Source organism: Caballeronia grimmiae, assembly GCF_000698555.1.
Classification (GTDB): domain Bacteria; phylum Pseudomonadota; class Gammaproteobacteria; order Burkholderiales; family Burkholderiaceae; genus Caballeronia; species Caballeronia grimmiae.
In genome coordinates, this window is the sequence record NZ_JFHE01000006.1 from 81,184 (window position 1) to 100,833 (window position 19,650).

The window sequence follows — 19,650 nt, forward strand, 5'->3', positions numbered from 1 at the left end:
CATGAACCAGCCATCGCAGCCTTCCCAGCCATCCGAAAGCGCCGCGCTTGCAGGCGAGCGACGCGCGGGCGGCCTGCGCGGCCGCCTCTTCACGCCGACCGCGCTGCAAAAGCTGCTCGCCTTCGCGAGCCTGATCCTGCTGCTCGTGTTCTTCAGCTTCGCTTCGCCCGCGTTCATGCAGACGGACAACATCCTCGGCATCCTGCAGGCGACGGCGGTCAACGGCGTGCTCGCCATTGCGTCGACCTTCGTGATCATCACGGGGGGCATCGACTTGTCTGTGGGTACGCTGATGACCTTCACCGCCGTCATATGCGGCGTGTTTCTCACGTACTGGCATCTGCCGATGTGGCTCGGCATCGTCGCGGCCATCGCAACGGGCGCGCTGTGCGGCACCATCTCCGGCACGCTGACCGCGAAGATGAAGATACCGCCCTTCATCGCGACGCTCGGCATGATGATGTTGCTGAAGGGATTGTCGCTCGTCGTGTCGACGAACAAGCCGATCTACTTCACCGACACTGAAAACTTCTACATGATTTCGCAGGACTCGCTGATCGGCTATTTCTTCCCGAGCGTGCCGATTCCGAATGCGGTGCTGATTCTCTTCGTCATCGCGATTGCGAGTTCCATCACGCTGAATCGCACGGCGCTCGGCCGCTATACGTTCGCGCTCGGCAGCAACGAGGAAGCGGTGCGGCTCTCGGGCGTGAACGTGGACCGCTGGAAGATCGCGATCTATGGCCTCGGCGGCGCGATCTGCGGCGTCGCGGGCCTTTTGATCGCGTCGCGGCTCAACTCGGCGCAGCCGGCGCTCGGTCAAGGCTACGAGCTGGACGCGATCGCGGCGGTCGTGATCGGCGGCACGTCGCTGAGCGGCGGCGCGGGGACGATTCTCGGCACCATCATCGGCGCGTTCATCATGAGCGTGCTGACCAATGGATTGCGCATCATGTCGGTGGCGCAGGAATGGCAGATCGTCGTGACCGGCCTCATCATCATTCTCGCCGTGTATGCGGACATCCTGCGGCGCAGGAAGCGCTGAGAACTGCGCGAAGATCATCTGGTAAGAAGCGATACAAACCCTAGGAGGAGACGCAACATGTTCAAAAGAAGAATCATCGGTGTCCTGATTGGTGTATCCGCACTCGCGACCGCAACGGGCGCCGCGCATGCGGACGAGCCGTATGTGCCGCTCATTTCCAAAGGCTTCCAGCATCAGTTCTGGCAGGCGGTGAAGTCCGGCGCCGAGCAGGCGGCGAAGGAACAGAAGATCCGCATCAGCTTCGAAGGCCCTGAAACCGAAGCGATGGTCGACAAGCAGATCGACATGCTGTCCGCCGCGCTCGCGAAGAAGCCGCAAGCGATCGGCATCGCCGCGCTCGACAGCAAAGCCGCGATTCCGCTGCTCAAGCGCGCGCAGAACAACAAGATTCCGATCATCGCGTTCGACTCGGGCGTCGATGGCGACGTTCCGCTCACGACGTGCGCCACCGACAATCTCGCCGCCGCCGCGCTCGCCGCCGACAAGATGGCCGACGCCATCGGCAATGCGGGCGAAGTCGGCGTGATCGTGCACGACCAGACGAGCCGCACGGGCATCGATCGTCGCGATGGCTTCCTGAATCAGATGAAGTCGAAGCATCCGAACATCAAGATCGTATCGGTGCAGTACGGCGCCGGCGACCATCTGAAGTCGGCCGAGATCGCCAAGGCGATGATCCAGGGCAATCCCAACATCAAGGGCATCTTCGGTGCGAACGAAGGGTCGGCTGCGGGCGCGGCGATCGGCGTGAAGGAGTCGGGCAAGAAGCTCGTGCTGATCGGCTACGACTCGGGCAAGGAACAGAAGGCGGACATCACCAACGGCCTGATGTTGGGCGCGATCACGCAGAACCCGATCGGCATCGGTAAATGCGTCGTGGATTCGGCAGCCAAGGCGCTGAAGGGCGAGAAGCTGCCGAAGAAGGTCGATACCGGCTTCTACTGGTACGACAAGAGCAACATGAACGACCCGAAGATCGCAGCCGTGCTTTACGACTGATCGGGGGTGGCCGGGTGAAGTAAACACCCCAATTGACTTTCTCCATGCGCCGCGACGACGATGTGTCACGCCGATGCCGCAGCAGGCCGCGAGCGGGGCGTCGGGTGACAACCGTCGACATAGCGAAGCAAACTACATGGAGGAAGGGGACATGCCAGAAGCACTCGGCCGCTCTTTAGCACATCGTGGTGTCATCGTCGCCGCACCGCTCGCCGCGCTCGCGCTCGCCGCGTGTCACGGCGGGGACGACGACGGTCCGCCATCGCCCTCGCCGACGCCTTTGACCTGCGCGCAACTGGCGGGCATGGCGGTGCCGGCGAGCGCCATCGGCCTGCAGACGACGGGCGCGACCGTCACGGCGGCAACGACCGTCGCGGCATCGGGGACGGGCGTCACGGCGACGCCCGAATACTGTCAGGTCGACGGCACCATCGCGCCGGTCGATCAGACTGCGCCGAAGATTACTTTCCGCGTCGCCATGCCGACGCAGTGGAACAGCAAGGTCGTGATGTTCGGCGGCGGCGGATACGACGGCACCGTGCCATCCGTGACCGGTAACGTTCCCGCCGGCCCGACCACGCAGCCTGCGCCGCTTGCGCGCGGCTATGCGGTGTTCAGCAGCGATTCGGGTCATAAGGCCGGCGCGCTCGGCAGTCGCGATGGCTCGTTCGGCACGAACGACGAAGCCGTCGCCAACTTCTCCGGCGACGCGCTGAAGAAGACGCGCGATACCGCCGTCTATCTCCTGTCGAAACGCTATGCGGTGGACAAGCCGAAGCGCGCGTACTTCGCGGGCGGATCGTCGGGTGGACGCGAGGCGCTCGCGGTCGTGCAGCGCTGGCCGCAGGACTGGGACGGCATCATCGCGCTCTATCCGGCGTGGAATGCGGCTACGCTCGATCTGCAGTTTGGCCGCATCACGCGGGCGCTCGCGCAGCCGGGCGCGTATCCGAGCCAGCTGAAGCGCAAGGCGCTGCTCGATTCAGCCACGGCCACCTGCGATGCACTCGACGGCGTCGCCGACGGGCTCATCAGCAACATTCCCGCGTGCAATGCGACCTTCGATCCGTCGACGGCCTTGCTCAACGGCGCACCGCTGCGCTGTCCGGGCGGCGCGGATACGGGTCTGTCCTGTCTCTCGGATGCGCAGATCAACGCGCTCAAGGTGTACGCAACGCCGATCACGTTCGCGTATCCGCTCGCGAGCGGCGAGACGCAGTATCCCGGCTTCAACGTGTGGGGCGCGGATCTGGGCGTCGTGAACACGGCGCCGGCGCAGGCGACCGTCACCGCGCTGGCGCTCAACCTGCTGCAGCCGACGAACCCGATGCCGGCGACCGCGCCTTACTTCAGCGTCTTCTGGGACCAGTGGATTCGCTACTTCGTGGCGCGCGATCCGAACGTCAATTCGCTCAACGTCGATCCGCAGAACCCGGGCGCCTATCAGGCGCGCATCAGTGCGCTGACCGCCGAGCAGGACGTGAACAAGACGGACCTGTCCGCGTTCAACAAGAAGGGCGGCAAGATCCTGATGGCCCACGGCATGTCCGATGCCCTCGTCAGCACACAATCGACCGAGCAGTATTACGTGCGGCTGCAGCAGACGATGGGTGCATCGACGGTTGCGAACTTCGTGCGCTACTACGAGATTCCCGGCTACGGGCATTCGATCAGCACGATCTTCAACGCATCGTGGGACTCGTTGACGACACTGGAAAACTGGGTCGAACGCGGCACGACGCCGCCTGCGCAGACCGTTGCGGATACGGCGGGCGTGCCGGGCCGTACGCGGCCGCTGTGCGAGTATCCGACGTTCCCGCGCTATAACGGTTCGGGCAATGTGAACGTGGCGTCCAGCTTTACATGCGCTTCGCAGTGAGTTCGCAGTGAACTGAGCGATGCATCGATGCCACGGCTACGCGAGAAGCCGTGGCATCGCCGTTGTTATCGGCTGGCGGCCCAGAGCAGCGTCAATCCGGACGACAGCATCAGCGCATCGACGACGAGCCTGAACGCATTCGCCGACATCCTCGCGACGATGCCGCGCGCACAGAACGTCCCCGCCATGATGGATGCGCCGGTGATGAGCCCTTGCAAGACGACGCTCGACGGCAGCGCGCCCAATCCACGGAACGTGGCGACCTTCGCGCCGTACACGGCCAATGAGCCGGCCGCTTCGGTCGCGAGAAAGGCGCCTTTCACGAGACCATAGTTCATGAACACGGGCACCGTGATCGGCCCGGTCGATACGACGATGCCCGTCAGGAAGCCGACCAGCGCGCCAATGAGCGAGAGCTGAAAGAGCGAGAAGCGAATGGACCGGCGGGCGAGCCATCGCCGCGTGGGAATCATGGCCACGAAGAACAGGCCGAGCGCGAGATCGACCGTGCGCGACGGCAGCGCCAGCAGCGTGCGAACGCCCAGCATCGCGCCGGGGACCGCGGTCACGCCATACGCGAAGCACGCCTTCCAGTCGATCTCCCGCCACCACGAAAGCACCTTGCCGAGATTGCCGAGTATCGACGCAATCGCCATGATCGGCACCGCCTGTTGCGGTCCATGGAGAATGACGAGCACGGGCATGAGCATCATCGACGAACCGGTGCCGATGATGCCGCTCAACACGCCGGCCATCAGCCCGACCGTGAGAACCATCAGATAAGCCATGCGAGCCTCATAAGCCGAGACACACCGCGCCCGCCGCGACGATCAGACATGCGAACCAGCGCTTCGCGTTGACCGTCTCGCGCAGAAACACCCTGCCGATGAGCGCGGCGAACACGACACTCGTTTCCCGCAACGCCGATACCGCGCCCATCGCGCCCGCTTGCATCGCCCATATGACGATGCCGTACGCGGCGATCGACACGAGCCCGCCCGCCAGCGACGACCCGATGGCCAGGGGCGCGGTGCGGATCGGCGTCCACAGTGCGGGAAGCCCGCGCATCGTCACGAAGAGCAGCGGCATCAGCCAGTAGAAGAGGAACATCCACGCGGTGTAGGCGAGCGCCTGTCCGTTCGATGCCCGCACGCCGATGCCGTCGATGACCGTATAGATCGCGATGGTCACGCCGGTGGTCAACGCGGCGAGCGCGCTCGATCGCGACACATGCCGCCCCTGCAACGCCAGCGCCAGGATTCCGCCGGAAATCAGCGCGATGCCGAAAGCATGCAGCGGCCCGATGGCCTCGTGCGCGAAGAGCGCCGCGCCGAGCGTGACGAGCAGCGGCGACGAGCCGCGCGCGATAGGGTATGCCTGCGCGAGATCGCCTCGCCGATACGAGCGCACGAGGCTCACGTTATAGACGATATGCACGAGCCCCGAGGCGACGATGCAGGGCCACGCGGCAGCCGCGGGCAAGGGCAACGCGATGACCGCCACCGACGATACCGCCGCAATCGCGATGCTCATCCATGTCATCGAGAGGAAGCGGTCGCGATTGCCGTGCAGCATCGCGTTCCAGCTTGCGTGAAGCAGCGCGGCGAACAGCACGACACCGCCTGTGTAGCTGAACATGCAGGTTCCTCTGAACGTTCAAGATATGCGCAAGAATATCTATCTTGTGAACGCCACACAAACCAGATAAATTGGCCCGATGCGTGAGTTTTTCTATTGCGAATGAAAAGAGACCTGCCTTCACTGAATGCGTTGCGTGCTTTCGAGGCGGCGGGCCGGCTCGGCAGCTTCAAGGATGCAGCGGCGGAACTGCACGTCACGCAGGGCGCGGTGAGTCAGCAAGTGCGTCTGCTGGAGGCATGGCTCGGCGCATCGTTGTTCGAGCGAAAGAACCGGCGCGTCGTGCTGACGGGCGCGGCCGAAGCATATCTTGCGGAAATCGGGCCGTTGTTCGAGCAACTCGCACAGGCGACGGCGAGGTACGGCGTTCCCAAAGCCGTGCCCCGGACGCTATCCGTGAACGCACTCGCGACATTCGCGTTGCGCTGGCTGGTGCCGAGGCTCGCCCAATTTCGCGCGGCGCATCCGGACATCGACGTGAAGGTCGATACATCGAACGAGCCGCTGGAAGCTTTGAAAGAAGGCTACGACGTCGTTATCCGCGGCGGCCCCGATACGTTCTACGGCTATTCGATGCGCCCGTTCCTCGCGGAAGAACGGCTGCCCGTATGCAGTCCCGCGCTCATGGAACGCATGCCGCTGCGCACGCCCGATGACTTGCATCGTCACACGCTGCTCCATACGTCGAGCCTGCCGCGGCTGTGGCCCGACTGGCTGACGAAGGCGAAGATTCCCGCGCTGCGGCCAGCGGCGGTCGTGACCTTCGATCACTTCTATCTGACGCTGCAAGGCGCGATCGACGGGATAGGCGTCGCGATGGGACCGACCGCGCTCGTCGCGGACGATCTCGCGGCTGGCCGGCTCGTGATGCCGTTCGCAGGTCCGCGCCTGCCATCGCGGAGCTATTGCACGTACATAGCGGAGAACCGGCCTGCCGACGAAGTGGTGAAGCTGTTCTGCGCGTGGCTCGAAAGCGAAGGACAACGTGCCTGACGCACGCTCAGACTTCCTCTTTGCGCTCGAGCGTGATCACGTGCGATGTCTTCGAGCCATTGAGCTGTTGCTCGTACTCCGTTTCGCCCATGACGACGCGATAACCCTCCTTCGGCAGGATCGAAGGCGCATTCCCGGTTGGCCGGCTGTCGATGCCGCCCAGCCCCGCCGCCGGCGCGGGCACGTTGTTGTCGAGCGTCGCGTTCGACGAAATGACGTTGTCATGCCATTCCGACACGTCGCGGCGCGCTTCGATGGATTTTGCATCGGCATCGACGGTGTCGTCGGTGGATTCCATGCCATCCGAATCGACCGAACGGATACGGCCCTTCGCGCGCAGAACCGGATCGCCCGAATCGCGTGCGGCGGACTGATCGGCGGACTCGTTGAACGAAGGAAGCGGCGAGCTGTCGTCGGACGCTCCGGGTTCAGCCGAACCGGCATGCTTCGTCTTGCCGAACTCTTCGGCCTGCTTGGCGGCGTCAGGGCCAGAGGTGCCGGTGGCGGGCGTTTTGACCGGGCTTTTCGCCGCCATGTCGTTCTGTTGTGCCTGTGACGGGTTTCCTTCTGCGTTCTGCATTGCGTCCTCACTGTTGTTCATGGATTCGTCGATTGAGCACGTCGATGCATGCAGCGTGCCCGACAGTAAAGCGAGCGGCACGGCTTATGCTGCGTTGTCGCGCATCTTTCCTATTCCGCGCGGAGGCACGTCATGGAAATCAAGTACCGGTCATGCACGATCCATACATCGGCGAGCATCGACGATGGAAGCATTGTCGGCAACGCGCGCATCTATCTGCCAACCGCGAACGACGGCGACGCGATGGAATCGCACGACATGGAGTTTCGCCTGTCCTTCGTCGACGAGAACGAAGCGATGGCCTTCGCGAAAGAAAGCGCGATCGCGTGGATCGACGAGCACGAGGCGCTGGCGCTGTGAGCCGGAAGCCGACGAAAGCGAACACTATCAAGCTGGCGATATCCGGCGCGCTGCTGGCGCTCGCGGGCAGCGTCCACGCGGCGGGCGGCGGCCTCGGCTGCGGCGGCGGGGGCTGCCCGGGCGGCGGGTCCGGCGGACAGGGCGCGGGGCTGCCCTCGGGTGCGAGCGGGAAGGCCGGGGCTGCGGCAGGATCATCCACAGACGGACCGCGCATCCACGCCGCGCCGAACGGACAACCGGACGGGACCGTATCGACGGGCGGCGCGGGCAGCGGCACGAGCCGCGATACGGGCGGCACGGGCGTGCCAGGCGCGCAAAGCGGCAAGCCGTCGCCCGCCACGAAGCACGACGCGGGCGGCTCGCAGGGCTGGTAAGCGTTGCAATTACGCGTGTCGTAAGCACGCGTTCTTCATATCGACAGGTTTTTCAGCACGTCCTTGCACCACTGTCCGAACGAGCCTTCGAACGGCTTGACGACCAGGCCGCCATCGCGTCCGAGGTGCGGAAACGCGCGGCGTGCGCGAACCAGTTGCGTACGCTCGTCGGCGAGATCGACGTAATGCAGCACGCGTTGCCGGCCATCGGCGGGCGCTTCCGCGAACTGCCGAAGCAGAAGCCGCAGCAGCGCATCTTCTTCGGGAAACCCGTAACCCACCAGCACCACGACGCGCGATTCCTGCAGCAAGCGCACCGCCTTCGGAAACAGTGCCTGAAAATAGGGCTGATCGTAGTCTTGCGCGCGTGACGGCAGCATGATTTGCGGCGGATGACGGCGCACGGCTTCGTCATCACGCTCGCGATAATCGATTTGCAAGCCTTCGTGCGTCATGACCAGATCGAAGCCGCCATTGACCTTCAATAGATTGCCCGACGGTCGCAAGTGCCCCGCGATCAACGCATCTTCTCCGCACCACGAAACGGGCGTAATGCCGCGATAAAGCCTGCGCGACGCATGCCGCTCCTGCGGATTCGCGCTATCGACGAGTGCTTCGATCACGAAGTCATAGTTGGTCGTGACGAAGCTCACTTGCAGCGCGCGTTCTGGTCCATGCGCCGCGTTCGCGCAAGACGGATGCATCAGCACCGAGAAAAGCGAGAGGATCGCGTCTTTCTCCGGCGAGCCGGTGGTATCCAGCCGGAAGCGGCCATCCAGCATTTTCGGCGGCGGCGCAGTATCGTTGAATTTGCGATACACGATGTAGCGCAGCTCGCGCTCGATCGCATCGAGACAGGAGTCGTCGACGAAGCGGTTGCGTATCGGCGGATACTTTCTCAACATGCCCACCTGATACACGATGTCGAGAAACAGCTCGCGATCCAGCGTCGTGCGTTCGGCAGGAAAGCCGATCATCGTGAGGAATTCGGCAAGAATGGGCGACCACGCCGTCCAGTCGTCATGGGCGAGATTGAAGAGCGCCGCGCCGGTCGGATAGCGCGGGTCCCATGAGTTCGAGAAGCCCGCGCCCAGCACGAACGTGATGGTGGTCGCGGCAGACCGCTGCTTCCTGCACAGCTCCGAGAACGCCTTGCCGAACCACGCGGCCGAGTCCAGCTCCATGCTCGATTCCTCCTTGCCGGACAATCGAGCAATGGACATACCGAATCACGGGGGCGCGTGTTTCATGCTTGCGGCGGTTGGCCGTTGGATGCGCTCAGGCCCCCGTCGACAGGCAGATTCACGCCCGTCACGAAGCGCGCATCGTCGCTGGCGAGAAAGGCAATGACCGCGGCGATGTCGTCCGGCTGGGCGGCGCGGCCGAGTGGAATGCGCTCGCGAAACTTCGCCATGAGCGGCTCGTCGTCGAGCATGTCTTGCGTGAGATCGCTCGCGGTCAGGCTCGGACAGACGGCGTTCACGCGCACGCCGTCGCGGCCGTGATCCATCGCGAGCGCGCGCGTGAAGTTGGTCACCGCGCCCTTGGCCGCGTTGTAGAAACTCATGCCCCAGTCGCCGCCCAGCCCCGACACCGACGACACATTGACGATCGCTCCCTTAGCCGCGATGAGGTGACGGATGGCCGCGCGGCTGCAATAGAAGACGCCGTCGAGATCGGTCGACATGATCGCGCGCCAGTTTTCGAGCGATGCTTCATCGATGCGTCCCGTCGGCGCGACGCCCGCGTTGTTCACGAGCACGTCGATGCGCCCGAAGCGCGCGACGCTCGCTTCGATCAATTGCTCCGCGTCGTCATAGCGGGAGACATCGCAAACGTGAACCAGCGTGCGCGCGGCATCGAGGTCGCGTGCGACGCGTTCGAGTTTCTCTTGCGTGCGTCCGGCCAGCACGACGTTCGCGCCTTCCGCAGCGAACCGGCGCGCCGCGCCTTCGCCGATGCCGGAGCCAGCGCCCGTCACGATGACCACTTTGGATGTGAAACGTAAGGTGTCCATGTGCTTGTCCAGTGTTTGTCAGGACATGTGCGTTTGCATGTTTCGTTCCACCGAAAAGCGGCATACGTACCGGTCTGTTACCGGTCACAATCGAATTGCATCGCGCAAGGGCAATCGCTATACTGCCTCGGCGGTACGTTGGCCTGACCACTCTCATTGGCCTGACCGCAATGCAACTGAAGGCAGTCCCGAAGGCAACTGTTTGAAAGCAAGGCGTCGGCGTCCTCGCTGATGCGCTCCAAAGAGGCATGCTCATGACGATGTCGTTTCAGGCTTTCCGCTCCGGCGTTCGCATCGAGCGCGCACATACTGCTTCGCCCATTACGTCATTCTTTCAGCGCGCTTCGTATCGCTCGCACTGACACAGCACGCGCCTAGCCACGCGCGCTGCACGCATTGAACCGACAAAAACACGCAGCACGATAATAAGGAGACTCGGATGTCCCGCTCAGCAAAACAGGCGGCGATGGCCTTCGCCGCAGCGTCATGCATGATCGCCGGCGCGGCGCATGCACAGGTCGCCACCGGCGATACGTCGCAGAAGAAGATTGCGTTGTCGAACAGCTTCGCGGGCAATGCGTGGCGTCAGTCGATGCTGAAGAGCTGGAACGGCGTGTCGCAACAGGCCGTTGCCGACAAGAAGATCGCGGCCGCGCCCGCCTTCACCACCGCGGAAAACCAGGTCACCGAGCAGGCGCAACAGGTGCAGAACCTGATCTTGCAGGGCTATAACGCAATCGTTATCGACGCCGTCTCGCCGACCGCGCTCAACGGCACGATCAAGAAGGCGTGCGCGGCGGGCGTCGTGGTCGTGTCCTTCGATGGCATCGTCGATGAGCCTTGCGCGTATCGCGTGAACTTCGACTTCAAGGGCTGGGCGGCGCAGGGCGTCGACTATCTCGCGCAACGTCTGAACGGCAAGGGCAATATCCTCGAAGTGCGGGGCGTCGCGGGCATTTCCGTCGATAACCTCATGCATGAAGGCGTGCTCGAAGCAATGAAGAAGTACCCCGGCATGAAGCTCGTCGGATCGGTGAATGGCGACTGGACGCAATCGGTCGCGCAGAAAGCCGTTGCGGGCATCCTGCCGACGCTGCCGCAAGTCGATGGCGTCGCGACCGAAGGCGAGATGTCGTTCGGCATTGCGCAGGCGTTCAAGGCGGCGAATCGCCCGGCACCGCCGATGATCATCGGCAGCACGTATCCCGAGCTCAACTGGTGGAACGAGCAGACGAAGAACGGCTATCAGTCGCGCTCGCTGTCGAATCCGCCGGGTGCGGTGACGTTCGCGTTCTGGGTCGCGCAGCAAGTGCTCGCGGGCAAGAATATCCCGAAGGACGTGACCATCAACGTGCCATTGCTGGAGATAACGCAGCAGGAGTTGCCGGCGAAGCTCGCGGCGACCCCGCCGGGCGGCATCAGCGACGTCACCTATACGCTGCCGCAGACGGTCGCGCTGCTCGACAAGAAAAAATAGTCAGAATAACTGAGCATTTCAATCTAACGCCACGCATGGAGCATGTGAATGGGCGGAGCAGGAGACACGATTGCCGGCGATGACGCGTTGATTCGCTTCGAAGGCATCGGCAAGACGTTCGGGCGCGTGCGCGCGCTCGACGGTATCGACTTCGCGTTCATGCGAGGCGAATGCGTCGGCATTGCGGGGCACAACGGCGCGGGCAAATCGACGCTGATGGCCGTGCTGGCCGGCGTGCATGCGCCGACGCAGGGACGCATCGAAGTCGATGGCCGGGACGCGCCGCATTACGACGCCAACGCCGCACGCGAAGCCGGCGTGCGCTGCGTGTTTCAGGAGTTGTCGCTGTGCGCGAACCTGACGGTCGCGGAGAACATGTGCATCGTCCATCCGCAACTGCATGGCCGTGGATGGCGGCGCACGGCTACGCGGCTCATGCGCGAGAAGCTCGAAGAAATCTTTCCGGGCAACGGCTTGAAGGGCAACGAACTCGTCTCGGATCTCACGCTCACGCAGCAGCAGATGGTGGAGATCGCGCGAGGCTTCACCGTCAACGATACCCCCGTGCGTCTCGTAATTCTCGACGAGCCGACCTCATCGCTCGATGCCCATACCGCCGAGCAGTTGCTCGCGTTCGTGAGCAAGGCGGCGCAGGGCGGCATCACGTGCCTGCTCATCACGCACATGCTCGGCGAGATCGAGCGCGTGGCCGACCGCGTGATGGTGATGCGCGATGGCGGCATCGTCAGCGTGTTGCCGCGTGCGCAGTCGAGCCGCGCATCGATCATTCAGGCGATGGGGCAGCATCTCGAAGCGGACAAGACGCCGGGCGCGACGCAATCGCAAGCCGCGCGCAGCACCGAGCGGCACTTCAGGTGGAACGTGGGCGTCAAGCGTCACACGCCGATAGAAGCGGCGCGTGGTGAAGTCGTCGGCTTCGCGGGACTCGCGGGCCAGGGACAAACCGAAGCGTTGCTTGCGATCTATGAAGCCGCGTCGCGCCGTGGGCCGGGCCGCGCGAAAGTGGCTTTCGTAGCGGGGGATCGCGGCCGCGACGGCGTCTTTCCGATCTGGTCCATCGCGCAGAATCTCGATGTGCGCTGGCTCGCGGGCGGGGCGACACGCAGGCGCGGTCTCGTCGATCTCGCGGCGGCGCGGGCCGTCGTCGAAGCGTGGCGCCTGAAGATCGGCATACGCGGCGCGGCGATGAGCGCGGGCATTCTGTCGCTATCGGGCGGTAACCAGCAGAAGGTGCTGTTCGCGCGGGCGCTCGCATCGGATGCCGATCTCATCCTGATGGACGATCCCACGCGCGGCGTCGACGTCGGCACGAAGCGGGACATCTATCAACTCGTTCACGATGAATCCGCGAAGGGCCGCACCTTCATCTGGTACACCACCGAAAACGAAGAACTGTCGCATTGCGACCGCACTTACGTGTTCCGCTCGGCCGCCGTCACGCGCGTGCTCCATGCCGACGAATGCACGGAAGAAGCGTTGCTCGCGGCGAGTTTCGAGGAGCAGGCAGCATGACTCTCGCCTTCACGCAAGCCCGTTTGCGCGCGATGCTTCCCGCCATATCGCTCGTCGCGGTGCTGATACCGATCCTCGTCATGCAGCCCGCGGTGATGAGCTACTTCGGGTCGAGCCTGCTGTTGAATCTCGCCGTGCCGATCGTGCTCGCGACGCTCGCGCAACTTGCAATCATCACCGTCAACGATCTCGATCTTTCCATCGGGCCGTTCGTGAGTCTTGTCGCATGCATCGGCGCGACGCTGCTCGTGAAGACGCCGTGGCTCGGCGCGCTCGCGCTCGCCGGCTGCGTGCTGGCTTATGCGGCCGTGGGCGCGCTGATCGAGTTGCGGCAGATACCGTCGATCGTCGTGACGCTTGGACTTTCCTTCGTGTGGAGCGGGCTTGCCATCGTGCTGTTGCCATCGCCGGGCGGCACGAGCCCCACATGGCTCGGCGCGGCGATGAACTATCAGACGCCGTTCATCGCGGCGCCCATCGTGTGGTCGGTGTTGATCGCGATCATCGGTCATTTGCTGCTGATGCGCTCCTCGGCGGGCGTGCGCGTGCGTGGCGCGGGCGGCAATCCGCGCGCGATGCGCCGCTTCGGCTGGTCGCTCGTGCGCAGCAAGGCGACGTTATATGGCGTCGCGGGCGTATTCGGCGTGTTGTCGGGCCTGTCGCTGCTGGGCCTCACGACCTCCGCCGACGCGAACCTCGCGTTGCGTTACACGTTGCTGTCCATCGCGGCCGTGATTCTCGGCGGCGGCGAATTCGTGGGCGGGCGCGTCTCCGTGATCGGCGCGGTGCTCGGCGCGATTACGCTGACGCTCGCCGCATCATTCCTCGCATTCCTTAATATTTCGTCGGACTGGCAGGTCGGTATGCAGGGTGCGATCCTGATCGTGGTTTTGTCGTTGCGCGTGCTGCTGCAACGCGGAGAGCGCCGATGAACACCATCGCAGACAACAATGGAAGCGCGTGGTCGCGCATCAAGGCCATTCAGGCGCCGTGGGCGTGGTCCTTCGTCGGCGCGGTGCTCGTGTGGTTCGCCATCGTCGCGATTTTCGGCTTCGGCATCGCGAGCAATGTCGCGCAAACGGCGCTGACGTACGGCGTGTTCATGGTGCTGGTCGGGCTCGGGCAGATGCTCGTCATCACCTCGGGCGTGGGCAATATCGACTTGTCGGTGCCATCGACGATTGCGCTCGCCGGCGTCGTCGGCATGCACGTGATGGGCGGCGTGAACGGGAACATCGTGGTCGGCGTAGCGGCGGCGCTCGGCGTGGGCATCGCGATCGGGCTCGCGAATTACGCGCTCATTCGCATGCTGCGCATTCCGCCGATCATCGCGACGCTGTCATCGAGCTTCATCATCCAGTCGATCGCCATTACGCAAGGCAGGCAGCTTCCGCCGCCGCCGCCCGGGCTCGGCGCGTTCGCCACCGGGCGCTTTCTCGACGTGCCGTATATCGCGCTGGTGGCGCTGGCGTTGTCGATTGCGCTGGCTGTGCTGCTGCATCGCGCGGTGTATGGGCGCAGGCTTTCGGCAATCGGACAGAACGCGCGGGCCGCGTGGCTCGCGGGCGTGGACGTTCATCGCACGCGCTGCCTCGCCTATGTGATGTCGTCGATGATCGCGTCGCTGACGGCGCTACTGATCGCGGCGACATCGGGCGGGGCGTCGCTCGATATGGGCGTCGAGTACATGCTGATTTCGATTGCCGTAGTCGTGATCGGCGGCACGCTGGTTGCCGGCGGCAAGGCGACGATAGCCGGCGTGTGGGGCGCATCGATGTTCCTGTTTCTGACCAACGCCGTCCTCAACGCGGTCGGTGCGGATGCGGGCGTGCGTTCGATCGTCTATGGCGTGCTCATTATCGCGGTGACGGTGGCGGCGGGCGGCAAGGCGGCGCGTTGAAGACGCGTTGAAGACGCGTTGAATCAACTCATAACAAGGGCAAGGAGACATGAAATTCCAAGACTACGAAGTGCATGATCCGCGCTTTCGGCTGCTGCTTCAGCCCAACGCATTCCTCGAGAAGCTGACCGGCGATTGCCTGTGGGCCGAAGGCCCCGTTTATTTTCCGGCGACGGACTTGCTCATCTGGAGCGACATTCCGAACAACCGCATGCTGCGCTGGGCGCCGGGGATGGGCGTCGGCGTGTATCGCGCGCCATCGAATTTCAGCAACGGCAACACGCGCGATCGCGAGGGACGTCTCGTGAGTTGCGAGCACGGCGCGCGGCGCGTGACGCGCACGGAGCACGACGGCAGCATGACGGTGATCGCATCGCACTTCGACGGGAAGAAGCTCAATTCGCCGAACGATGTGATCGTCGATTCGGAAGGCGCGATCTGGTTCACTGATCCGGACTACGGAATAATCAGCGACTACGAGGGATATCGCGCAGAGAGCGAGATCGGCCGATGCAACGTGTATCGCGTCGCGCCCGGCGAAACGCAAGTGCGCCTCGTCTGCGATGACTTCGTGAAGCCCAACGGCCTCGCGTTCTCGCCGGATGAATCGAAGCTCTATATCGCGGATTCCGCTGCCTCGCACGATGACGATGCGCCGCGTCACATTCGCGTCTTCGATGTCGAGAAGGATGGCGCGTTGCGCAATGGCCGCGTGTTCGTCGAGATGCAAAGCGGCGTGCCGGACGGCTTGCGCACCGACGAGCAAGGCAACGTGTGGACGAGCGCGGAAGACGGCGTGCACTGTTATGCGCCGGATGGCGCGCTGCTCGGCAAGATACTCATTCCCGAAGTCGTCGCGAACCTGACGTTTGGCGGGCTGCGGCGCAACCGGCTGTTCATCACCGCGACTTCATCGGTGTATGCGGTTCATGTGGGCGTGCGCGGCGCGGCGCGCTGATCGATAAAACAAGGAGACGGAGAGTGCAGATGCTCAAGATGATGGCGGCGGCATGCGTGGCGCTGGCGAGCGTGTCGGCGATGGCCCAGGTCGCGAACGGCGATACGTCGTCGATGAAGATCGCGTTGTCGAACAACTACGCGGGCAATAGCTGGCGTCAGCAGATGCTCAAGAGCTGGTCCAATGTCGCCGATGCCGCGGTGAAGCAGAAGATCGTGGCGTCCGCGCCGAGCTTCACGACCGCGGAGAGCCAGGCGACGGAGCAGGTTCAGCAGATACAGAACCTTATTTTGCAGGGCTACAAGGCGATTGCCGTCGACGCCGTGTCGCCGACCGCGCTCAATGGCGTGATCAAGCAGGCGTGCGGTGCGGGCGTGACGGTCGTATCGTTCGATGGCATCGCGACCGAGCCGTGCGCGTATCGCATCGCCGTGGACTTCCAGGGCATGGGCCGGATGCAGGTGGATTATCTGGCGAAGCGTCTCAATGGCAAGGGCAACCTGCTCGAGATTCGCGGGCTGGCGGGCGTGTCGGTGGATGACGAGATCCATCAGGGCATCGTCGATCAGATCAAGAAGTATCCGGGGTTGAAGATCGTCGGTTCGGTGCATGGCGACTGGACGCAGACCGTCGCGCAGAAACAGGTCGCGGGCATTTTGCCGACGCTGCCGAAGATCGATGGCGTCGTCACGCAGGGCGGCGATGGGTTCGGCGCGGCGCAGGCGATCAAGGCGGCGGGGCGGCCGACGCCGATCATCATTCTCGGCAATCGTCAGGAGGAGCTTGCGTGGTGGGCGGAACAGCGCAAGAGCGGCTATGAAACGATGTCGGTGACGATTCCGCCGGGGGCATCGTCGTTCGCGTTTTGGGTGACGCAGCAGGTGCTGGCGGGCAAGAAGGTGCCGCACGATATCCGGATGCCGGTGCTCGAAGTGAAGCCCGAGGAACTGGATGCGGTGCTGGCCAAGACGCCGACGGGCGCGCTCGCGAACAAGGAGTACTCGCGAGACGAGGTCGTGGCTGTGGTGGATGGGAAGAAGTAGGCTCTTTTCCCTGTCGTGGCGTTTTTGCGCGCCGTTCTGCTAGCTCGCCCCTCGCCGGGGCGAGTTACCAAGGCCACCACCGCCTCGATTAAAAACGGCAAGTAGCGCCTCACGCATACAGGATCTTCGTCCCGTTGCCATCGAGCCATCGCACGAACTCTTCGCCGAGTCCGTCGTCGGTGACGAGATAATCGATACGATCCATCGCGCCGAACGCCGCGAACTCGCGCTTGCCGAACTTCTTCGAATCCGCCAGCAAATAGACGGTCTTCGCCGCGTCGATCATCGCGCGCTTCACGTGCAGGTCGATGAAGTCCGGATACGAAATGCCCGACTCCATCGACACCCCGCCCGCCGCCAGAAACAGCTTGTCGACGAACATGCCCTCGAAGAACGTCGATGCCTTCTCGCCCGACACCGCAATCGTCTCCGGCTTGAAGATGCCGCCCGTCAGCATCACGCGATTCGTCGGTTCCGCGCCGAGCAGAATCGCAATGTTCAGCGCGTTCGTCACGATGCGCAGGTTCTGGCGGTCCAGCAGGTTTTTCGCAAGTTCGGTCGCGGTCGCGCCGCAGTCCAGAATGATCGAATCCCCGTTTTCGATCAGACTCGCCGCCTTCGCCCCGATCAGCGCCTTCTCCGCGCTCGTCGGCAACACCGGCGTCTCGTAGCTGCGCCTCGCCGGCTCTACCTGCTCGGCTCGCAGCCGCACGTTGCCATGCACGCGCTCGACTCGCCCAAGCCGCTGCAGTTCGTCGATGTCCTTTCGAATGGTCGGCATCGACACGCCAAACTCACTCGACAACTCCGAGAGCTTCACGAGCTTGGCCGCACGCACACGTTCAAAAATCTTCTCTGTTCTGGTTCGTTGATCCATTCCGCCCTTCCTGCCCATGCGCTATCCCGCGCCACCCCAAGCCGTATTCTGCCTGATCAGAAACGCCGCCGCGTTCGTTTTAGGGGTTTTCCCTCTTTCGATTGATTTGCCTTTGACCTTCGAAAGAAACTAAAAGAAACTCTGTCTCAAGCAAACGGGAGTCTGGGAGCAGGGAATGGAAAACCCCTTCAAGCAGTCGGGCGACGCGCTGCATCGCCGGGCGCAAGAGATCCGCAAGAAAATCTGCGTGATGAACGCCACGGCCAAGAGCGGTCACACGGGCGGCGACATGTCGGAGGCCGATATCCTCGCGGCTCTCTATTTTCATGTGCTCCGCTATGAGACCGATGCCGCCAGCAGCGTGCGCTGGCACGACGAGTTCATCCTGAGCAAGGGGCACGGCGTCGGCGGCCTCTACGCCTGTTTCGCGGAACTCGGCTGGCTGAAGGACGACGAACTGCTCACCTATCTGAAGGACGATTCACGTCTGCCGGGCCATCCCGTGCGTCAGAAGCTGCCGACCTGGGTCACGGTGAACACCGGCGGCCTCGGTCACGGCCTGCCGATCGCAGCCGGTCTCGCGATGGCCAAGCAGCGTCACGCCGCGCAATACGAAGGACCGACCGGGCGCGTGTTCGTGCTGACTGGCGACGGTGAACTCGAAGAGGGTTCCAACTGGGAAGCCGCGATGGCTGCGGCGCATTTCGAGCTCTCGAACCTCGTCGTGATCGTGGACCGCAATCGCCTGCAACTTGCGGACTTCACGCACAACATCATGGATCTCGATCCGCTCGACGAGAAGTTCCGCGCTTTCGGTTTCGAAGTTCACGACGTGAACGGAAACCAGGCGGACTCAATTTGGAAACTATTGGAAAGTCTCGACTACGCGAACAGAAAGCCCAAGGTCGTGATCGCGCATACCATCAAGGGGCGCGGCGTGTCGTTCATGGAGAACGTGCCGGCCTGGCATCACAAGTTTCCCGATGAAGAGCAACTCAAGCAGGCGCTGAAGGAGCTGGACCATGCGTGACTACGCTGACTTGCGGGACGGCGCGGTAAGCGCACTCGGCCGGCTGACCGCCGCGGGGCAAGACATCATCGTGATGGTGGCGGATTCCACGTCCACCTCGAAGATCGGCCCGTTCATGAAGGACTATCCCGAGCGCGTGATCAACGTCGGCATCGCGGAGCAGAACATGGTCGGCATGGCGGCTGGCCTCGCGCTCGGCGGACATATCGTGTTCACGGCGAATGCCGCGCCGTTTCTCGTCGGACGCGCAAACGAGCAGGTCAAGAACGACGTCTGCTATAGCGGCACCAACGTGAAGATGCTCGGCCTGAATGCGGGCGTCGCGTATGGGCCGCTTGCATCGACGCATCATGCAATCGACGACCTCTCGATCATGAGCGGCTTCGGCAACGTGCAGATTTTTGCGCCGTGCGACGAAGTCGAAGTCGTGCAGATGATCGGCTATGCCGCGTCCTTCGATGGCCCCGTCTACATCCGTCTCGACAATGCAAAGTTTCCGGTCGTGCACGACGCGTCGTATCGCTTCGTGCCGGGCCGTCCCGATGTGCTGATCGAAGGCTCGCGCGTCGCGGTCATCGCGATGGGCTCGGTCGTCGGCGAGGCGCTCGATGCATGCGAGACGATGCAGAAAGAGAGCGGCATGTCGCCGACGCTCGTGAACCTCTCGTCGCTGCGCCCGCTCGATCAGGACGCGCTCGCCGCGATCATCGAACGGCACGATGCGATCGTCACCGTCGAAGAGCATTCGCTGCATGGCGGCGTCGGCGCGACGGTGGCCGTGTTGATGGCGCGGCGTCAGATCAATCGGCCGCTCAAGATGCTCGGCATCACCGAGGGCGAGTTCGCGAAGTACGGCACGCGCAAGGGCATCCGCCGCCATTACGGTATCGATGCAGCCGGCATCGCCGATGCGATCCGCGCGCAGCGCGCCAACTGAAACACGCGCC

Annotated in this window: 20 protein-coding genes; 14 read left to right on the top strand and 6 right to left on the bottom strand. The window is 63.6% G+C overall.

Features of this window, described 5'->3' with window-relative positions:
- The first annotated feature begins 1 nt into the window (after position 1).
- The 3 genes from BG57_RS09430 to BG57_RS09440 all read left to right on the top strand — a co-directional run bounded on the left by BG57_RS09430 (position 2) and on the right by BG57_RS09440 (position 3,923).
- The gene (locus tag BG57_RS09430) at positions 2-1,045 is read left to right on the top strand and encodes an ABC transporter permease (RefSeq protein ID WP_035962545.1); all 1,044 of its coding nucleotides are present in this window, start codon (positions 2-4) and stop codon (positions 1,043-1,045) included.
- 57 nt (positions 1,046-1,102) lie between these two features.
- Entirely contained in the window at positions 1,103-2,044 is a 942-nt protein-coding gene (locus BG57_RS09435) for an ABC transporter substrate-binding protein (protein WP_035962546.1), read from the top strand.
- Between the two features lie 151 nt (positions 2,045-2,195).
- Complete coding sequence (locus BG57_RS09440; protein WP_052005701.1) at positions 2,196-3,923, top strand: tannase/feruloyl esterase family alpha/beta hydrolase; 1,728 nt, start codon at positions 2,196-2,198, stop codon at positions 3,921-3,923.
- Between the two features lie 65 nt (positions 3,924-3,988).
- On the opposite strand, the gene BG57_RS09445 is transcribed toward BG57_RS09440, so the two are convergent.
- Both BG57_RS09445 and BG57_RS09450 read right to left on the bottom strand, forming a co-directional pair.
- The gene (locus BG57_RS09445; RefSeq protein WP_035962548.1) at positions 3,989-4,711 is read right to left on the bottom strand and encodes a sulfite exporter TauE/SafE family protein; all 723 of its coding nucleotides are present in this window, start codon (positions 4,709-4,711) and stop codon (positions 3,989-3,991) included.
- 7 nt (positions 4,712-4,718) lie between these two features.
- Positions 4,719-5,561, bottom strand: a complete 843-nt coding sequence (locus BG57_RS09450) for a DMT family transporter (RefSeq protein ID WP_035962549.1) — start codon at positions 5,559-5,561, stop codon at positions 4,719-4,721.
- Positions 5,562-5,663: 102 nt separating this feature from the next.
- Here BG57_RS09450 and gcvA point away from each other — a divergent pair, with 102 nt between their 5' ends.
- The gene (gene gcvA / locus BG57_RS09455; protein ID WP_035962550.1) at positions 5,664-6,554 is read left to right on the top strand and encodes a transcriptional regulator GcvA; all 891 of its coding nucleotides are present in this window, start codon (positions 5,664-5,666) and stop codon (positions 6,552-6,554) included.
- A 7-nt stretch (positions 6,555-6,561) separates the two neighbouring features.
- Here the strand turns inward: gcvA and BG57_RS09460 are convergent, their stop codons facing one another.
- Complete coding sequence (locus tag BG57_RS09460) at positions 6,562-7,155, bottom strand: DUF3005 domain-containing protein (protein WP_308743664.1); 594 nt, start codon at positions 7,153-7,155, stop codon at positions 6,562-6,564.
- A 111-nt stretch (positions 7,156-7,266) separates the two neighbouring features.
- Between BG57_RS09460 and BG57_RS09465 the strand changes: the two genes are divergently transcribed.
- Positions 7,267-7,494 carry a hypothetical protein gene (locus BG57_RS09465; RefSeq protein ID WP_052005685.1) on the top strand — a complete coding sequence of 76 codons (228 nt, stop codon included), beginning with the start codon at positions 7,267-7,269 and terminating at the stop codon, positions 7,492-7,494.
- Positions 7,491-7,868 (top strand): hypothetical protein, encoded by a 378-nt coding sequence (locus tag BG57_RS31150; protein WP_052005686.1) that lies wholly within the window; start codon positions 7,491-7,493, stop codon positions 7,866-7,868. Before BG57_RS09465 ends, BG57_RS31150 begins: the two co-directional genes overlap by 4 nt.
- 35 nt (positions 7,869-7,903) lie before the next feature.
- Here the strand turns inward: BG57_RS31150 and BG57_RS09475 are convergent, their stop codons facing one another.
- Both BG57_RS09475 and budC read right to left on the bottom strand, forming a co-directional pair.
- On the bottom strand, positions 7,904-9,052 hold the full coding sequence (locus tag BG57_RS09475; RefSeq protein ID WP_052005687.1) for an SIR2 family protein: 1,149 nt from the start codon (positions 9,050-9,052) through the stop codon (positions 7,904-7,906).
- Between the two features lie 62 nt (positions 9,053-9,114).
- Positions 9,115-9,885: a meso-2,3-butanediol dehydrogenase gene (budC, locus tag BG57_RS09480; protein ID WP_035962551.1), complete on the bottom strand. Its 771-nt coding sequence runs from the start codon at positions 9,883-9,885 to the stop codon at positions 9,115-9,117.
- Between the two features lie 439 nt (positions 9,886-10,324).
- Between budC and BG57_RS09485 the strand changes: the two genes are divergently transcribed.
- From BG57_RS09485 to BG57_RS09510, 6 genes are read left to right on the top strand one after another with little or no spacing between them, the layout of a single operon-like run.
- Entirely contained in the window at positions 10,325-11,362 is a 1,038-nt protein-coding gene (locus tag BG57_RS09485) for an ABC transporter substrate-binding protein (protein ID WP_035962552.1), read from the top strand.
- A 48-nt stretch (positions 11,363-11,410) separates the two neighbouring features.
- Positions 11,411-12,895: a sugar ABC transporter ATP-binding protein gene (locus tag BG57_RS09490; protein ID WP_052005688.1), complete on the top strand. Its 1,485-nt coding sequence runs from the start codon at positions 11,411-11,413 to the stop codon at positions 12,893-12,895.
- The gene (locus BG57_RS09495; RefSeq protein WP_035962554.1) at positions 12,892-13,827 is read left to right on the top strand and encodes an ABC transporter permease; all 936 of its coding nucleotides are present in this window, start codon (positions 12,892-12,894) and stop codon (positions 13,825-13,827) included. The genes BG57_RS09490 and BG57_RS09495 overlap by 4 nt, the downstream gene beginning before the upstream one ends.
- Entirely contained in the window at positions 13,824-14,795 is a 972-nt protein-coding gene (locus BG57_RS09500; RefSeq protein ID WP_035962556.1) for an ABC transporter permease, read from the top strand. Before BG57_RS09495 ends, BG57_RS09500 begins: the two co-directional genes overlap by 4 nt.
- A 49-nt stretch (positions 14,796-14,844) precedes the next feature.
- Positions 14,845-15,753 (top strand): SMP-30/gluconolactonase/LRE family protein, encoded by a 909-nt coding sequence (locus BG57_RS09505; protein ID WP_035962557.1) that lies wholly within the window; start codon positions 14,845-14,847, stop codon positions 15,751-15,753.
- A 29-nt stretch (positions 15,754-15,782) separates the two neighbouring features.
- Positions 15,783-16,796, top strand: coding sequence for an ABC transporter substrate-binding protein (locus BG57_RS09510; RefSeq protein WP_371875866.1), 1,014 nt, complete (start codon positions 15,783-15,785; stop codon positions 16,794-16,796).
- Positions 16,797-16,905: 109 nt separating this feature from the next.
- On the opposite strand, the gene BG57_RS09515 is transcribed toward BG57_RS09510, so the two are convergent.
- The gene (locus BG57_RS09515) at positions 16,906-17,673 is read right to left on the bottom strand and encodes a DeoR/GlpR family DNA-binding transcription regulator (RefSeq protein WP_035962559.1); all 768 of its coding nucleotides are present in this window, start codon (positions 17,671-17,673) and stop codon (positions 16,906-16,908) included.
- 175 nt (positions 17,674-17,848) lie between these two features.
- Between BG57_RS09515 and BG57_RS09520 the strand changes: the two genes are divergently transcribed.
- Positions 17,849-18,703 (top strand): transketolase, encoded by an 855-nt coding sequence (locus BG57_RS09520; RefSeq protein WP_035962560.1) that lies wholly within the window; start codon positions 17,849-17,851, stop codon positions 18,701-18,703.
- Positions 18,696-19,640: a transketolase family protein gene (locus BG57_RS09525; protein WP_035962562.1), complete on the top strand. Its 945-nt coding sequence runs from the start codon at positions 18,696-18,698 to the stop codon at positions 19,638-19,640. Before BG57_RS09520 ends, BG57_RS09525 begins: the two co-directional genes overlap by 8 nt.
- Positions 19,641-19,650: the final 10 nt, after the last annotated feature.

Excerpts from the sequence above, each read along its gene's own strand:
- BG57_RS09430 (WP_035962545.1), top strand. The coding sequence starts at position 2 with ATGAACCAGCCATCGCAGCCTTCCCAGCCATCCGAAAGCGCCGCGCTT.
- BG57_RS09435 (WP_035962546.1), top strand. The coding sequence starts at position 1,103 with ATGTTCAAAAGAAGAATCATCGGTGTCCTGATTGGTGTATCCGCACTC.
- BG57_RS09440 (WP_052005701.1), top strand. The coding sequence starts at position 2,196 with ATGCCAGAAGCACTCGGCCGCTCTTTAGCACATCGTGGTGTCATCGTC.
- BG57_RS09445 (WP_035962548.1), bottom strand. The coding sequence starts at position 4,711 with ATGGCTTATCTGATGGTTCTCACGGTCGGGCTGATGGCCGGCGTGTTG.
- BG57_RS09450 (WP_035962549.1), bottom strand. The coding sequence starts at position 5,561 with ATGTTCAGCTACACAGGCGGTGTCGTGCTGTTCGCCGCGCTGCTTCAC.
- gcvA (WP_035962550.1), top strand. The coding sequence starts at position 5,664 with ATGAAAAGAGACCTGCCTTCACTGAATGCGTTGCGTGCTTTCGAGGCG.
- BG57_RS09460 (WP_308743664.1), bottom strand. The coding sequence starts at position 7,155 with ATGAACAACAGTGAGGACGCAATGCAGAACGCAGAAGGAAACCCGTCA.
- BG57_RS09465 (WP_052005685.1), top strand. The coding sequence starts at position 7,267 with ATGGAAATCAAGTACCGGTCATGCACGATCCATACATCGGCGAGCATC.
- BG57_RS09475 (WP_052005687.1), bottom strand. The coding sequence starts at position 9,052 with ATGGAGCTGGACTCGGCCGCGTGGTTCGGCAAGGCGTTCTCGGAGCTG.
- budC (WP_035962551.1), bottom strand. The coding sequence starts at position 9,885 with ATGGACACCTTACGTTTCACATCCAAAGTGGTCATCGTGACGGGCGCT.
- BG57_RS09485 (WP_035962552.1), top strand. The coding sequence starts at position 10,325 with ATGTCCCGCTCAGCAAAACAGGCGGCGATGGCCTTCGCCGCAGCGTCA.
- BG57_RS09490 (WP_052005688.1), top strand. The coding sequence starts at position 11,411 with ATGGGCGGAGCAGGAGACACGATTGCCGGCGATGACGCGTTGATTCGC.
- BG57_RS09495 (WP_035962554.1), top strand. The coding sequence starts at position 12,892 with ATGACTCTCGCCTTCACGCAAGCCCGTTTGCGCGCGATGCTTCCCGCC.
- BG57_RS09500 (WP_035962556.1), top strand. The coding sequence starts at position 13,824 with ATGAACACCATCGCAGACAACAATGGAAGCGCGTGGTCGCGCATCAAG.
- BG57_RS09505 (WP_035962557.1), top strand. The coding sequence starts at position 14,845 with ATGAAATTCCAAGACTACGAAGTGCATGATCCGCGCTTTCGGCTGCTG.
- BG57_RS09510 (WP_371875866.1), top strand. The coding sequence starts at position 15,783 with ATGCTCAAGATGATGGCGGCGGCATGCGTGGCGCTGGCGAGCGTGTCG.
- BG57_RS09515 (WP_035962559.1), bottom strand. The coding sequence starts at position 17,673 with ATGGATCAACGAACCAGAACAGAGAAGATTTTTGAACGTGTGCGTGCG.
- BG57_RS09520 (WP_035962560.1), top strand. The coding sequence starts at position 17,849 with ATGGAAAACCCCTTCAAGCAGTCGGGCGACGCGCTGCATCGCCGGGCG.
- BG57_RS09525 (WP_035962562.1), top strand. The coding sequence starts at position 18,696 with ATGCGTGACTACGCTGACTTGCGGGACGGCGCGGTAAGCGCACTCGGC.